Origin of the sequence: Labrenzia sp. THAF187b, from assembly GCF_009363375.1 — a bacterium.
Lineage (GTDB): Bacteria > Pseudomonadota > Alphaproteobacteria > Rhizobiales > Stappiaceae > Roseibium > Roseibium algicola.
In genome coordinates this window covers 4,993,768-5,007,300 of sequence record NZ_CP045344.1, presented here as the reverse complement: position 1 = coordinate 5,007,300, position 13,533 = coordinate 4,993,768, and the positions used below count along the sequence as shown (strand labels likewise).

Genomic DNA, 13,533 nt, shown 5'->3' with positions numbered 1-13,533 from the left:
ATCATGCCTGAAGACCTTAGCCATTGGACCGCGCGTCCCCGGCCGGAGCACAAGCCGATTGAGGGCCGTTACGTTGTTCTGGAGCCGCTTGACCCGGTGCGTCACACGTCCGGACTATTTGAAGCTTCCGATGTGCCGGACGGCGATCAGAAATTCCGCTGGCTGCCTGAGTATCCACCGGAAACGGAAGCCGCTTTCCGTGGGTGGGTGGAAAAGGCTGCAGCCAGCAAGGATCCGCTCTTTTTTGTCATCGTGGACAAGGAAACCGGTAAAGTTGCCGGGCGGCAGACGCTTATGCGGATCGACGAGGCCAACGGTGTCATCGAAATTGGCAATATCTATTGGGGACCGCTGATCTCTCGCAAACGCGGGGCGACCGAAGCCCTCTATCTGTTCATGAAATATGTGTTCGATGATCTCGGTTATCGGCGTTTCGAATGGAAGTGCAACAACGACAACATTCCGTCCAGACAGGCCGCCTTGCGTTTCGGTTTCAGCGAGGAGGGCGTCTTCCGGCAGCATCTTGTCGTCAAGGGTCTCAATCGCGATACGGCGTGGTTCTCCATGATCGACAAGGAATGGCCGGCGCTGAAAAAGGGCTATGAAGCCTGGTTGGCCGCGGAGAATTTCGAGCCATCCGGAGAGCAGAAGCGCAAACTTGGCGCGTGTCTTGCGGATGCTGCAAAGAGCGGTCAATCATGAGCGATCGGCGCCAGCCGGATTCGCCAGACGAGACCTTTCGATGAACTCCAGACATATCGGCATCTTGCAGCCCGGGCATGCCCCCGACGAACTGGCACAGGAATTGGGCGACTACGATGCATGCTTTCGGCAGTTGCTGGCCGGTCGCGGGTTTTCCTTCACGACCTATGATGTCGAGGCGGGCCAGTTCCCCGATGGGCCGGAAGCAGCGGATTCCTGGTTGATAACCGGGTCCCGCCACGGAGCCTACGAAGACCACGACTGGATTCCGCAGCTTGAGGATCTTATCCGCGCTATTCACCAGAGCGAGCGCCCTCTGATCGGTGTTTGCTTCGGTCACCAGATCATTGCTCAGGCCCTTGGTGGCCAGGTGGAGAGGTCGCCCAGGGGATTTACCGCCGGACCGGAAACATATCGCGGTTTCGGTCACGAAAAACTGGTGCTCAATGCCTGGCATCAGGACCAAGTCACAATGGCGCCCAAGGGGCTTGAAGTTGTTGCAAGCAGTTCAGGTTGCCCGATTGCAGGGCTTCATCTGCCTGGCCGGATCCTGACATGCCAGCCGCATCCGGAAATAGATCCGGACTACCTTGCGGGCATTGTGAAGCTGCGCGGATATGTTTTGAACGACACGCAGCGCGCTGATCTGCCGAAACGGATCGAGACCATGCCTCTTGATGCGAACAAGGCGGCAGATCTCTTTGCAATGTTCCTGTCGGGCGAAGATCTCGGGATGCTGTTGCCAGGTAACGCCGAAGCCTGATCTGCAGTGCCAACCATGCCCGGTCAATAGCAATGCTCGAATTCGCGTAGGTAGAATTTTATTTCGATATAGACACCAAATTGAACTTCTCGCGCTTGCAGGTGTTCAAGGGCGTGGCGGGTCTGCGATCCGCACATCATTTCAATCAAATGCGTTCCTGGAAGAGCACCAGACATCCGTCGGTGCTCTATGACCACACCTACATGGCTATACCTATGTCATCATGAAGTCTGGCTTCGTCGGTACGGCACTCACCGTTGCGCCTGACCTCACGCTCGCTCAACCAGAAGGTCCGGTCTCCGGCTTCTATACGTTGTATGAACTGGCCTTGAGCGATTGGGAGCAGGCTGTCGGCCAGACATGTCCCGGTCTCGTAGGTGTACAGAAAATCCTACGCTTTGCTCTCTGACGAAAAAGGCAATCGACTGTCTCCTGTCGATTGCCTTTGTTTTTCCGAGCCAACCGCTCGAAGGTCAGTGGCTCTTTGCGGCTGACTTGCCTCTGACGAGCCGCCAGACCGGCAGGATCACCTTGCTGGTGACCGGGATCAGCAGCATGCCGAGTGCAAGGCCGAACAGACCGTCCAGGCTTGCCGTTACCACCCATGTGAGGAAGCCTTGAGCGACCTGTACCGAATGAGCGACGTTGTGGGCAATGTCGTGGATGATGCCGTAGATCTGACCGAAGCCCAGAACGTCCATACCATGCAGCACGATGGAGCCACCGACCCAAAGCATGGCGGCGGTGCCAACTGTCATCAGCAGTTTCATGAAGCCGGGCATGGCTTTCACAATGCCGTGGCCAATGGCGCGGGTCAGCGACAGGCGGCCTCTGCGCGTCAGCATCAGGCCAAAGTCGTCTGCCTTTACCAGCAAGGCAACGGAGCCATAAACGAGAACGGTGATGCCGATTGCGACCACTGCGAGCGTGGCGGCTTCCATCCAGATGGTGCTTTCTGGAATCTCGGCGAGGGCGATCGTCATGATTTCCGCCGACAGGATGAAGTCGGTCTTGATGGCGCCGGAAACCTTCTGTTCTTCCAGATGCAACGGGTCGGCAACGAAGCCTTCCGGCTCGTCGGCGTCATGATGATGCGGCTTGAAGATGTGATAGATCTTTTCCGCCCCCTCAAAACACAGGTAGGCGCCACCCAGCATCAGCAACGGTGTGATGATACCTGGTAGAAACTCATTGAGTATGAGGCCGGCAGGAAGCAGGAAGATCAGCTTGTTCTTTATTGATCCCTTCGCGATCCGCCAGACGATCGGAATTTCGCGTGCAGGGGAAAATCCGGCGACGTATTTCGGAGTGACGGCTGCGTCGTCGATTACGGCTCCCGCCGCCTTCGCGCCCGCCTTGGCCGCCTGGCCGATCACGTCATCCGCGGAGGCCGCGGCAATCTTGGCAATTGCGGCAACGTCGTCGAGAAGGGCAAGCAATCCGCTCATGGCAGCTCCAGGTCTGTGTCCGTCCGGGGCAAGGATATAGCGTGTTGCCGTGTGAGGGGCCAGTAAAGTGACCCCATATTCCTTAATCAGATTGCACCGGATCGAATTGGCCTGACGTTGGTTAGGCCATCGCCGCCAGTGTCGTGCTTTCCTGTGGAAATGCCGTGAAGGCCTCCGCAGACTTGCGGCGTTGCTTCGGCATCGGGTCTGGAACGGCAGACAACAATCGGCGCGTGTACGGGTGCTGCGGGTTTTTCAGAAGCTGTTCGGTTGGACCGGTTTCGACAATCTCGCCCTTGTACATCACGGCAATGCGGTGACTGACCCGCTCCACCACGCCGATATCGTGTGAAATGAACAGGAACGAAAGACCTTCCGTACGTTGCAGTTCCAGCATGAGATCAGTGATCTGCCGGGCAATGGAAACATCCAGCGCGGAAACCGCTTCGTCCGCGATGATGAGTTTCGGTTCCACCGACAAGGCACGCGCAATGCACAGACGCTGACGTTGTCCGCCGGAGAACTGGTGCACGAAGCGATTGATGGCATCGCGCTCCAGTCCAACCCTTTCAACCAGATCCGCTGCGAGTTCCTTCTGGTTCTTACGCGAGACAAGGCCGTGGATTCGCGCCGGCTCCGTGATCAGCTCATGCACCGGAAGCCGCGGATTGAGGCTCGCGTAGGGGTCCTGAAACACCATCTGCATGTCCTTCCGCGTCTCGCGGAGCGCCTGCGGGGAGGAGCTGTTCAGAACATTGCCGTCAAGCCGGACAGATCCGCTTTCAGGTTCGATCAGGTGCAGAATGGACCGCGCCAGGGTCGACTTGCCGCAACCGGATTCGCCCACAAGCCCAAGCGTCTCGCCACGCGCAACCTTCAGCGAAACGCGGTTCACGGCCAGAACGCCGCCGGATTTCCTTGAAAACAGACCGGATTTGCCGGCAAATCGTGTCGACAGTTGCTCAACATCCAGCACTGTCTCGGTCCCGGCCTGCTGCGTGCTGGTTCCGGAACCCGGTTTCGGCGTTGCCGCCATCAGCGCCTTTGTGTAGGCGGCCTTCGGTCGTTCGAAGAGATCGTGAACGCTGGCTTCTTCCATCTTTTCGCCGTTGCGAAGCACGACGACCCGGTCGGCAATCTCGGCAACGACGCCCATGTCGTGGGTGATGAACAGAACGCCCATGCCGATTTCGGCCTGAAGGTTCCTGATGAGCGTCAGGATCTCCGCCTGGGTGGTGACATCCAGAGCCGTTGTCGGTTCATCGCAGATCAGCAGTTTGGGTCTGCAGGCGAGCGCCATTGCAATCATCACCCGCTGACGCAGGCCGCCGGAAAGTTCGTGCGGATATTGCTGCAGCCGCCGCGCCGGATCCGGAATGCGCACCTGATCGAGGGCTTCTTCCGCGGCTTGCATCGCCTTGCGTCTGTCGAGCTTCCGGTGGCGGATGAAGACCTCGCCAACCTGGTCGCCGATTTTCAGAACCGGGTTGAGAGAAGTCATCGGCTCCTGAAAGACCATGGAAATGGCATTGCCGCGCAAAGCTGTCAGCTGTGCAGCCGACAGGCTTCGCAGGTCGTGGGAGCTCGCGCCGTCATTCAGGACGATGCGGCCTCCACCAATCGTTCCGCCTTCTCGTTCGATCAGCCGCAGGATGGAAAGTGCCGTGGCCGATTTGCCGGAACCGGACTCTCCGACCAGGGCAAGTGTTTCCCGCGCATGAATTGCAAAGGAAATTCCCTTCACGGCTTCATGGGCACCGAAAGAAATCCTGAGGTCCTGAACGTCCAGTACCGGCTGGGTCATTTGAGGTCTCCGCGGCGTCTTGCGGCAAATTCCGGATGCTGGTTGAAGTCTGGTAAAGGCGGTGTCCAGCGGTCGGCATGAGGCTTGAACGAATGGGCAATCGGGTCGAGGCCCTGCACCTGCCAGGAGACGGTTTCGCCAAGCTCAAGCAAACCGAAGGCACCGGCAGGTTCGCCCCTGGTGGTGAAGCTTTCGGTGAGCGACTGCTGTGTCAGATGGGTAATGCCGTCCACCGTGGTGATTGTGTTCCAGTGAACGTGGCCGGACAGGCAAACCACCGGATGCCGGGACTGCGCCAGTGCAGCGCGGGCACGTTCTGCCATCGGGTAGGTCGAAGCTGACGGATTGCGTTCGAAGTAGTAGTTGCCGATCTGGCCATGACCGGAAACGGGAACGTGACTGAGCACCAGAAGAGGCTTGTCCGTGTTCTGTGCAACGCGTGACAGCCACAAGAGATCGGCCTCATGCAGAATGAATCCTGAATGCTCCGGCGTCCGATGGATCTTGCTGTCTGCGCGCCAAAGCGCAATTCTCCAGTCACCTGCATCGAAGGTCGCGTTGGCGAGGGACTGACCGAGGATTTCCTCGTTGTCCGAAACATCCAGGTGATCGCGGTCGTGATTGCCGTTGATGTGGTGGACCGGAGCATTGACGGCCTTGAAGGCCTCTGCGACTTCGCGTTCCAGCTGAAGGTCCGTGTCGCGGTCCATATCGGAAATCCGATCGCCCAGGTCGACGACGAAATCGGGGGCGGCATCGTTGGCGAAACGGGCAAACTCGGCCATCAGGTCGAGGGCAGTGTCACCGCGCTTGGTCGCGGAAGGTTTGCCGTGGTGGATGTCGGCGACAACAGCAATGCGTACGGACACGTTGAATTTCCTGAAATGATCAAAGGGTAGGGAAAGCGCCGCCGGAGTACCGGCGGCGCTTTATTTGCTTAGTTGAACGAAATGGAGCCGGCTCGGAAGTCGAGCACGTAGGGAATGTGACCCGGCTTGGGAGCCCAGTTGACGTTGGTCTTCATCGCCCAGCTTTCATAGGGGCGATACAGCGGCAGTACCGGCGGATCCTGCTTGATGCGCTCCATCAGCTCCGCATAGGCCGCGCGACGCAACTCGACATCACCGTTAAAGCGGAACTGCTCCCAGCTCTTGGCGTAGTCTTCGTCCGTGTTGAAACGGCCTTCGGATTCAGACGGACCATTCGGAGCCCACATGACGCCGAAGCTGCCGAACGGGTCGGCGAAATACATCGGGTTGGACCAGTTGCGGGTCATCATGTCCGGGGAGTTGCCGCTCCATTTGTCCTGGACGTTGACCTTGCCCTTGATACCGACTTCCGCCCACATCTCCATGATGGCCTGGGCCGCCAGAAGGCCGTTGGTGTAGTAGCCGGGAGCGGTGTCGTAGGTGATTTCGAAACCGTCGTAGCCAGCTTCCTTAAGCAGTTCCCTGGCTTTCTCCGGATTGTATTCGAAGGTGGTCAGTTCCGGCTGGTACAGTTCGCCGAATTCCGCAAGCGTGTGCGTGGACGGTACCACGGCCTTGCCACCCCACAGGGCTTCGTTCAGCGTGTCACGGTCGATGGCGAGTGACAGGGCCTGACGGATACGGGCATCCTTCAGTTTCGGATGGTTCACATTCATGATCATGACGTGGAAGAGGGCAGTGGCGCTGCCGGCGGCCTTCATGTCCGGATCGTTCTCGATCAGCTGAAGCTGGTCAGGTGCGATGTTGGTGACGATGTCGGCTTCACCGGTTTTCAGGGCCGTGATGCGTGAAGCCGTCTCCGGCATATGCCGGACAGTGACCTTGTCGAGCGGTGCCTTTTCGCCCCAGAAGTCGTCAAAACGTTCCCAGACGACGGTTTCGCCCGGTACGAATTCGGCAACCTTGTATGGGCCTGTGCCGACCGGCTTCAGGGAAAAGGCTTCAAAGTCGTCATGCTCAAGCTTGTCCGGGGCGCCTGCAAGGCTCTTGGTGTAAGCTTCCGGAATGATCATGACCTGCTGCAGGTTCAGCAGTGTTTCCCAAAGCGGCTCCGGGCGCTTTGCATGGATGCGCACGGTGAGATCGTCGACCTTCTCGGCCTTCTCGAAGTTTTCAAGACGGTCGCGGGCACGCACCTGATAGGGTGGGAAGTCGGCCTGATACATCCGGTTCAGCGAGAAAACGACGTCGTCGGCGGTCATGTCGGCGCCATTGTGGAACTTCACGCCTTCACGCAGTTTCAGTTCCATGATCGTCGGTTCGACAAGTTTCCACTCTGTCGCGAGGCCCGGCTGCCATTCAGTGTCGGTGGTGTCGTGGTTCTTTGCGATCAGCGTATCGAAGGCGTTGTAGTAGAACTGTGAGCCGACATTCGAGTGATCGCGGCCCGGATCGAGGTAGCTGGACACGTTGGCTGCACCAACGGTGAGTTCTGTTGCGAAGGCACTTGTCGCCATGAGCGAAGCAAGAGCGGTGGTTGCCAGTAGTTTGGTCATATCGAGCCTCCAAGGCTGCTAGGGTGAAGCGTTGGCCGTTCCGGCTTCTGTGGTTGGGGTCGGTCAGCGGGACCTGAGACGGACATCCGCCTTGTCGCGCAGCCAGTCACCAAGGATCTGGACTGCGAATGTGAGGAGCAGGATCACCATCGCGGGGGCGAGAACGATCCAGGGGGCCGTCGGCAAGTAGTCGCGGCCGATGCCGACCATCGATCCGAGCGTTGCGGTTGGCGGTTGAACGCCGAGACCGAGGAAGGACAGGGTCGATTCCAGGATGACGATGTTGGAAAAGTTCAGCGTGAACTGGACGACGATCGGCGAAACGACATTGGGCAGGATGTGCCTGACTGCAATCCGGAACGGCGTGGCACCTGCCGCACGTGCCGCTTCGACAAAGGGCATCTGGATCAGCTTCTTCACTTCACCGCGTACGATCCGCGTGTATTGCTCCCAGCCGTAGACGCCGAGCACGAGGATCATTACGTCCAGGGATGAGCCCATGACTGCCAGAATGAGAAGGGCAATCAAGGTGAAGGGAATGGCGATCTGCGCGTCGACCAGGCCCATGATGACCTCTTCGAAGACACCGCCGATGATGCCCGCCATCAGACCCAATGTACCGCCGATCAGAAGACCTATGACGGCTCCCGCAAGGGCGAGTGCGAAGGTCAGCCGCAGGCCGTAGATGCAGCGTGAGAAGATGTCCCGGCCGAGTTCGTCGGTGCCGAAATAGAAGCCGTCCTTGTAGCGTTCGAACCCGATTGGCGGACGCAGCCGGGAAATGAGACTTTGGGCATTCGGGTCGAAGGGGGCAACCCAGGGGGCGGCGAGTGCCGTCAAGATCAGGATCAGACCGATGAGAAGCGCGATCCGGACAATCCAGTTCGCATCCGACCAGATCGGAATGCGGAATGTTCTTGTGCCGGTATTACGCGGCGAAGACAGGTTGTGCGTTGCGTCGGTCATGCGCTTATCCCTTGGCAAGGCGGATGCGCGGATCCGCGAAGGCGTAGGCGATGTCGACCACAGCGTTGATCACGATGACCGCGACAGCGACGGACAGGACACCGAACTGGAGGACAGGGTAGTCACGCAGGATGGCGGACCGGACGAGGAGGTCGCCGATACCGGGCCATGCGAAGATCGATTCCACGACAACGCTACCCGCCGCTGCGAGGCTGGCGATCTGTAGTCCGACCACGGAAAGCAGCGTGATCGAAGCGTTGCGCAGTCCGTGCTTCAGGATGACGATCCACTCCGGCAGGCCCTTGGCACGGGCTGTGCGCATGTAGTCCTGGCTGAGCACGTCCAGCATGGCGTTGCGGGTGAAGCGGGTGATCGCCGCAACCAGCGTGCCGGAAATGGCAAGCGTCGGCATGATGAAATGCAGCGCCGTTCCATCGCCAATGACGGGCAGCCAGTTGAGCGTGTAGGCAAAGATCAGCACCAGCAGGATGCCGATGATGAAGGAGGGCACGGCATATCCGAGGAAGGCGACCACCATCACCACGCTGCCGATGATGCTGGTGCGATAGATGGCGGCCAGAATACCAAGCGGTATGGAAACTATCAGCGTGAAGCACACCGCGCTGAGCAGAAGTTTCAACGACGGCCACGCCCGTTCGAGAACGATTTCCGAAACCGGTCGCCTTTCCAGGAAGGACAGTCCGAACTCGCCGGAAAACACGGAGCTGAGATAGCGCCAGTATTGAGTGCCGATGGAGGAATCCAGACCGTAGTACGCGATCAGGAGGGCCCGGTCTTCCTTGGTGATGCCTTCGCCGAGAACGAAGTCGACCGGATTTCCGGAAAGCCTGGTGGCGAAGAAGACGAGCGTCACGATGAGGAACAGGGTGATTGCCATCCGCAAAAGGGTTCGCAGAACGTAGGTCAACATGCGCTCACCTCCACTGACGACGCGTGAGCGAGCGGTAACGTGTCTTCCACCGGAGCGTCGTTCGCGAGCAGCGAGGGCGTTGCGACGAGGTGAATGAAATCGAGACCGGCAAGGGTTGCCGCCGCGCCGTCGGTCGCGGCGTTGTCGCCCACAAAGACAGCCTCGCTCGCCGGAACGCCCGCAGCTTCAAGTGCCGCGCCGATGAGGAACGGTTGAGGTTTGCCGATAACCCTTGGCGCGATCTCCGGGCAGCAGGCCTTGAAGGCTGCAAGCAGGGAGCCGGTTTCCGGCACCGGGCGACCGTCCGCATTCGGATGGGAAAGATCTGGATTGGTCACGACCAGCTCTGCGCCTTGCTCCAGCAGTCGCAACGCCTTTTCCAGTCCGGTCAGTGTGAACTTTGTATCGCGGGCAAGCAGGACGACGTCTGTCCGGTCGTTTGCGCGCTCAAGGCCGAGTTCCGCTGCAAGAGCGTGAAGCGGCTGTTCGGCAATTACGTGGATGCGCGCGCCCGGACGTTCCGCTGCGATCGTGCGAACAGCCAGCTCACCTGCAAGAAAGATGCTTTCCTGCGGCAACGGCAGGCCGATTGCGTTCAGTTTTGCCGATAGCGTGACGCTTGTGTCGGCCGAGTTGTTTGAAACGATCGATAGTCTTTTGCCGGCACCCCGGACAAAATCTTCCGCGCCCGGCAATGCTCGTCCGGCGGCTATCAGGCAACCGTCCAGATCGCACAGGATTGCGGCATAACCGTCAATCTCCGCAGCGCCAAGCCATTGAATTGTTGTTGTTTTGCGAGCCCGCATTGCGAAGTCCATATCTGTCCGGTTTCCTTTCGGTGCCGCCGATCGACATTGAAGATCCGCCGGTACGGCAGGCGGATTGTTCTGGTCAGGAACGGCCGTGTTCCGTTGGCGTGGCCCGCTGAAGTCGCAATCAAATTGTCGTCACTCTGTGACGCTGCCGTAACAGAGCGAACCTATGGTTTGAGGTGATCAAACCTTTGGCTTTGCTAATCGGAGAAAACCTGGAATGACCCTTTCCCTGTCGCGCATTCGGGCCGTCAACGCGGTCGCGTCCGGAGGCTCATATGCTGCAGCGGCACGGGCGCTGAAGATTTCGCAGCCGGCCGTCGCGCGTCATGTGAAAGATCTTGAAGCGGAATTCGGCGTACGCCTGTTCGACCGGAAAAACGGTGTCTTGTCGCCAACACCGCTGTGCAACGAGCTATGTGACGTCGCCGAGCGCATGGCAGAAGCCGAACGCGCTGCAACACGGCTGTTGACCCGTCACAACACCTTGCTGAACGGTCGTTTGAAAATCGGGTTGGGAAATTCGATGCCGGGCATGGCGTTGATCGCGCAATTTCTCAAGCGGCATCCGGGCATCGAAATCGCGGTGGAAACAGGTTCGCATGAGCGGATCACGCGGGCAGTGCTGACCCGCGAAGTCGACATCGGTGTGCTGCCGGATGTGCCTGCGGATGGCCGCTTCCGGCGCGCCTTGCTTGCAAGGCAGAATGTCGTTGCCATCGTCCATCCCGACAGCCCGCTGTCCCGGGAGGCGGCCGTGACCTGCGAACGGCTGATGGCCGAACCCCTGATTTTCCGGACAAGGGGATCTTCCACCCAACGGGTGGTCGACAGGGCCTTTCGTTCCGCCGGGTTCGAGCCGTCGCCGCTGTTGACGCTGGACACACGCGATGCGGTCTATGAAGCAGTGGTCAATGGCCTTGGGGTCGGTTTCATGTGGCGGTTCGGAACCGGGCGAACCGATGTCGTTCACCGGGTTCCGGTCTCGGACATGCAACGCCAATACGAGGAAGTGGTTTTCTCGCTCGGCGACGAGCGCAGTATGCTGTTCGACGTTTTCTTTTCGGCCGTGGAAAGCTTCCGCACGGAGGCGGACGTCATTCTGGACCACTAGCAGGCGAGGGGACGCCTAGGCGGTGATCGCCTCTGCAAGACGCACAGCGGACGCTACACCGTCGATGACGGGTACCTTGAATTGTGCCGTCAGGTCGGCGGCCAGATCCGCCATGCCTGCGCAACCGAGTGCGATTGCGCCGATGCCGTCCAGTCTGAGTGCGGCCTGGATTTCCGCTTCGATCTTGTGGCGGGCATCGCTCTCGGGGTTTTCCAGTTCCAGAACCGGCACGTCCGATGCACGCACCCTGACACATCGGGCGGCAAGGCCGGTGCGCTGCAGGTTCTCTTCCAGCACCGGTACGGAGACGGACAAGGTGGTAACCACCGAAAACCGTTCGGCTGCCACAGAGGCAACATGGTAGGCCGCCTCGCCGATGCCAACCACCGGGACGCGGGATTTCGCCTTCAGTTCCCAAAGGCCGGTATCGTCAAAGCACGCGATGATGACCGCGCTTATGCTTGGGTCGGTCTTCAGCGAGCGCTCGAAGAGATCGAACAGGCCGGGCAGGGCAGCCTCGCCATCCGCTGGCCCCTGAATGGCTGCCGGTCCCTCCAGCGGATTGATGGCCGTAATCCGGCTGAAGGGACCAGCTGCGGCGCGAGCAGCCGCCGCGATCTTCTGCGTCATTGAAGCCGTGGAATTCGGATTGATGACGAGGATGTGTATGTCGCGCATGTAAGGCCCTAGACCATGCCCTTTCCGGCATCCGAGCCGTGCCGTGACCTGCGTTTGTTCAGGATGACGACAATGGCCAGGAACAGGCCGATGATGCCGAAGGAGAAGGCGGTTGTCAGAGTGCCGAGAGCAAAGATCACCGGCGTCGTGACGTTTGTTGTCATGCCGTAGATTTCCAGCGGCAGCGTGTTGTAGCTGCCGGCCGTCAGAAGCGTGCGGGCAAACTCGTCATAGGACAGGGTGAAACCGAACAGGGCGACCCCGATCAGCATCGGCGCGATTATCGGCAGCACGACATGACGGACAGTCTGCCAGGCGCTTGCGCCCTGGTCGCGTGCGGCTTCCTCGTAGGATTTGTCGAAACGGTTGAAAACCGCGAACATGATCAGCAGGCCGAAGGGCAAGGTCCAGGTCAGCTGCGCGCCGAAGCCCGAGGTCGACCAATGCACGGCAAGGCCGGACTGGGAGAAGATCAGACCGACGCCAAGCGAAACCAGGATCGACGGGATCACCAGCGAGGTGATGATCAGATAGAAGATCGCACCGGACCCGGGAAACCGCTTGCGGAAGGCAAGGCCGCCCATGACGGAGACAACGACCGTTGTCACCATGACCATGAGGCCAAGCACGAGCGAGCGCGAGAAACTGCCCCAGATATCCCCGACGGCCTGTTGTTCGAACAGGTCGTGGAACCAGTGCAGCGAGACGCCGCGCATCGGGAAGGTCAGCCCGCCCTGCGGTCCCTGAAAACTCAGGATCGCGATGGTGACTGTCGGGCCATAGAGAAAGACCAGGAAAAGGCCAAAGAACGCGGCAAGCACATAGAAGGAGCGGGAACGTTTTTCCATGATCAGAGCTCCTTCCGGATGTCGACGAAGCGCAGCAGGATCGAGATCACCAGAAGCACCGTGATCAGCAGGATGACCGCTGTTGCCGCGGCGGAGGGATATTGCAAAAGCGCGATATCGTTGGAGATCAACCTGCCGACATTGGCCTTCTGGCTGCCGGACATGAAGCGCACGGTAATGAAGTCGCCCATCACCAGCGTGACGACAAAAATCGAACCGATCATGATGCCGGGTTTGGTCAGCGGAATGATGACGTTGGTGAGTGTCTGCAGACCGGTAGCGCCATTGTCATAGGCTGCCTCGATCAGCGAGCGGTCAATACGCATCATGGTGTTGAAAATCGGAACCACCATGAACAGCGTGTAGAGGTGGACAAACGCCAGGATCACCGAAAAGTCGGAAAAGAGCAGCCAATCCAGCGGCTCGTCTATGACACCCATCGAGATCAACGTGGAATTGGCGATACCGTTGCGGCCCAGGAAGGGGATCCAGGAAATCATGCGGATGATGTTGGATGTCCAGAACGGGATCGTGCACAACAGAAACAGAACGATCTGCCAGGTCAGCGTACGCACGTGAAAGGCGAGGAAATAGGCAACGGTAAACCCGATCACCAGTGTGATCGCCCAGGTGATCAACGCGTATTTCACCGTGTTGAAGAACACCTGGTAGGTTACCGGAGACGTCAGCAGGAATTCGTAGTTGTCGAACTGGAAGGCCGGGTAGATCGAGAATTCCGTCGCCCCCCAGAAACTCACCACGACGATCATGGCAATCGGCAGAACCAGGAAGAAGAACAGCACCAGCGCCAGAGGCAGCGACAGTAGCCAGCCGGTCATGGCATCGGGAAGACGGCTGAGGTTGAAGGGAGCCTTTGCACGAGCTTTCGCAGCCGGGGCCACGCTGGAAATGGACTGTGTCTGATCCGTCATGAAGGTCGGGTCCGGTAAGTAGAGAAGGCGGGTGTCATGCTCGCCCCGGG

At 59.2% G+C, this 13,533-nt stretch carries 14 protein-coding genes; 4 read left to right on the top strand and 10 right to left on the bottom strand.

Features of this window, described 5'->3' with window-relative positions:
* The first annotated feature begins 3 nt into the window (after nt 1–3).
* The 3 genes from FIV03_RS22925 (at nt 4) to FIV03_RS22915 (ending at nt 1,874) form a co-directional block, all read left to right on the top strand.
* The gene (locus tag FIV03_RS22925; RefSeq protein ID WP_152511099.1) at nt 4–702 is read left to right on the top strand and encodes a GNAT family protein; all 699 of its coding nucleotides are present in this window, start codon (nt 4–6) and stop codon (nt 700–702) included.
* Between the two features lie 40 nt (nt 703–742).
* Entirely contained in the window at nt 743–1,465 is a 723-nt protein-coding gene (locus FIV03_RS22920; protein WP_152511098.1) for a type 1 glutamine amidotransferase, read from the top strand.
* Nucleotides 1,466–1,688: 223 nt separating this feature from the next.
* Nucleotides 1,689–1,874: a hypothetical protein gene (locus tag FIV03_RS22915; RefSeq protein ID WP_152511097.1), complete on the top strand. Its 186-nt coding sequence runs from the start codon at nt 1,689–1,691 to the stop codon at nt 1,872–1,874.
* Nucleotides 1,875–1,938: 64 nt separating this feature from the next.
* On the opposite strand, the gene FIV03_RS22910 is transcribed toward FIV03_RS22915, so the two are convergent.
* The 7 genes from FIV03_RS22910 to FIV03_RS22880 form a co-directional block, all read right to left on the bottom strand.
* The gene (locus FIV03_RS22910) at nt 1,939–2,913 is read right to left on the bottom strand and encodes a DUF808 domain-containing protein (RefSeq protein WP_152511096.1); all 975 of its coding nucleotides are present in this window, start codon (nt 2,911–2,913) and stop codon (nt 1,939–1,941) included.
* A gap of 121 nt (nt 2,914–3,034) precedes the next feature.
* Nucleotides 3,035–4,717, bottom strand: coding sequence for an ABC transporter ATP-binding protein (locus tag FIV03_RS22905; protein ID WP_152511095.1), 1,683 nt, complete (start codon nt 4,715–4,717; stop codon nt 3,035–3,037).
* Nucleotides 4,714–5,586, bottom strand: a complete 873-nt coding sequence (locus FIV03_RS22900) for a metallophosphoesterase (RefSeq protein WP_152511094.1) — start codon at nt 5,584–5,586, stop codon at nt 4,714–4,716. The genes FIV03_RS22905 and FIV03_RS22900 overlap by 4 nt, the downstream gene beginning before the upstream one ends.
* Before the next feature lie 68 nt (nt 5,587–5,654).
* Nucleotides 5,655–7,202 (bottom strand): ABC transporter substrate-binding protein, encoded by a 1,548-nt coding sequence (locus tag FIV03_RS22895; protein WP_152511093.1) that lies wholly within the window; start codon nt 7,200–7,202, stop codon nt 5,655–5,657.
* Nucleotides 7,203–7,265: 63 nt separating this feature from the next.
* The gene (locus FIV03_RS22890) at nt 7,266–8,168 is read right to left on the bottom strand and encodes an ABC transporter permease (RefSeq protein WP_152511092.1); all 903 of its coding nucleotides are present in this window, start codon (nt 8,166–8,168) and stop codon (nt 7,266–7,268) included.
* A 4-nt stretch (nt 8,169–8,172) separates the two neighbouring features.
* On the bottom strand, nt 8,173–9,099 hold the full coding sequence (locus tag FIV03_RS22885; RefSeq protein WP_173013919.1) for an ABC transporter permease: 927 nt from the start codon (nt 9,097–9,099) through the stop codon (nt 8,173–8,175).
* The gene (locus tag FIV03_RS22880) at nt 9,093–9,905 is read right to left on the bottom strand and encodes an HAD family hydrolase (protein WP_152511091.1); all 813 of its coding nucleotides are present in this window, start codon (nt 9,903–9,905) and stop codon (nt 9,093–9,095) included. The genes FIV03_RS22885 and FIV03_RS22880 overlap by 7 nt, the downstream gene beginning before the upstream one ends.
* Nucleotides 9,906–10,131: 226 nt before the next feature.
* On the opposite strand from FIV03_RS22880, the gene FIV03_RS22875 reads away from it, so the two are divergent.
* The gene (locus tag FIV03_RS22875; RefSeq protein ID WP_055653685.1) at nt 10,132–11,025 is read left to right on the top strand and encodes a LysR family transcriptional regulator; all 894 of its coding nucleotides are present in this window, start codon (nt 10,132–10,134) and stop codon (nt 11,023–11,025) included.
* A 15-nt stretch (nt 11,026–11,040) separates the two neighbouring features.
* On the opposite strand, the gene FIV03_RS22870 is transcribed toward FIV03_RS22875, so the two are convergent.
* The 3 genes from FIV03_RS22870 to FIV03_RS22860 are packed head-to-tail and all read right to left on the bottom strand — an operon-like array spanning nt 11,041 to nt 13,390.
* Nucleotides 11,041–11,703 carry an aspartate/glutamate racemase family protein gene (locus tag FIV03_RS22870; RefSeq protein ID WP_023004005.1) on the bottom strand — a complete coding sequence of 221 codons (663 nt, stop codon included), beginning with the start codon at nt 11,701–11,703 and terminating at the stop codon, nt 11,041–11,043.
* 8 nt (nt 11,704–11,711) lie between these two features.
* On the bottom strand, nt 11,712–12,551 hold the full coding sequence (locus FIV03_RS22865; RefSeq protein ID WP_152511090.1) for an ABC transporter permease: 840 nt from the start codon (nt 12,549–12,551) through the stop codon (nt 11,712–11,714).
* Nucleotides 12,552–12,553: 2 nt separating this feature from the next.
* Nucleotides 12,554–13,390: an ABC transporter permease gene (locus tag FIV03_RS22860; RefSeq protein ID WP_031270739.1), complete on the bottom strand. Its 837-nt coding sequence runs from the start codon at nt 13,388–13,390 to the stop codon at nt 12,554–12,556.
* Nucleotides 13,391–13,533: the final 143 nt, after the last annotated feature.

Excerpts from the sequence above, each read along its gene's own strand:
- FIV03_RS22925 (WP_152511099.1), top strand. The coding sequence starts at position 4 with ATGCCTGAAGACCTTAGCCATTGGACCGCGCGTCCCCGGCCGGAGCAC.
- FIV03_RS22920 (WP_152511098.1), top strand. The coding sequence starts at position 743 with ATGAACTCCAGACATATCGGCATCTTGCAGCCCGGGCATGCCCCCGAC.
- FIV03_RS22915 (WP_152511097.1), top strand. The coding sequence starts at position 1,689 with ATGAAGTCTGGCTTCGTCGGTACGGCACTCACCGTTGCGCCTGACCTC.
- FIV03_RS22910 (WP_152511096.1), bottom strand. The coding sequence starts at position 2,913 with ATGAGCGGATTGCTTGCCCTTCTCGACGACGTTGCCGCAATTGCCAAG.
- FIV03_RS22905 (WP_152511095.1), bottom strand. The coding sequence starts at position 4,717 with ATGACCCAGCCGGTACTGGACGTTCAGGACCTCAGGATTTCTTTCGGT.
- FIV03_RS22895 (WP_152511093.1), bottom strand. The coding sequence starts at position 7,202 with ATGACCAAACTACTGGCAACCACCGCTCTTGCTTCGCTCATGGCGACA.
- FIV03_RS22890 (WP_152511092.1), bottom strand. The coding sequence starts at position 8,168 with ATGACCGACGCAACGCACAACCTGTCTTCGCCGCGTAATACCGGCACA.
- FIV03_RS22885 (WP_173013919.1), bottom strand. The coding sequence starts at position 9,099 with ATGTTGACCTACGTTCTGCGAACCCTTTTGCGGATGGCAATCACCCTG.
- FIV03_RS22880 (WP_152511091.1), bottom strand. The coding sequence starts at position 9,905 with ATGCGGGCTCGCAAAACAACAACAATTCAATGGCTTGGCGCTGCGGAG.
- FIV03_RS22875 (WP_055653685.1), top strand. The coding sequence starts at position 10,132 with ATGACCCTTTCCCTGTCGCGCATTCGGGCCGTCAACGCGGTCGCGTCC.
- FIV03_RS22870 (WP_023004005.1), bottom strand. The coding sequence starts at position 11,703 with ATGCGCGACATACACATCCTCGTCATCAATCCGAATTCCACGGCTTCA.
- FIV03_RS22865 (WP_152511090.1), bottom strand. The coding sequence starts at position 12,551 with ATGGAAAAACGTTCCCGCTCCTTCTATGTGCTTGCCGCGTTCTTTGGC.
- FIV03_RS22860 (WP_031270739.1), bottom strand. The coding sequence starts at position 13,390 with ATGACCGGCTGGCTACTGTCGCTGCCTCTGGCGCTGGTGCTGTTCTTC.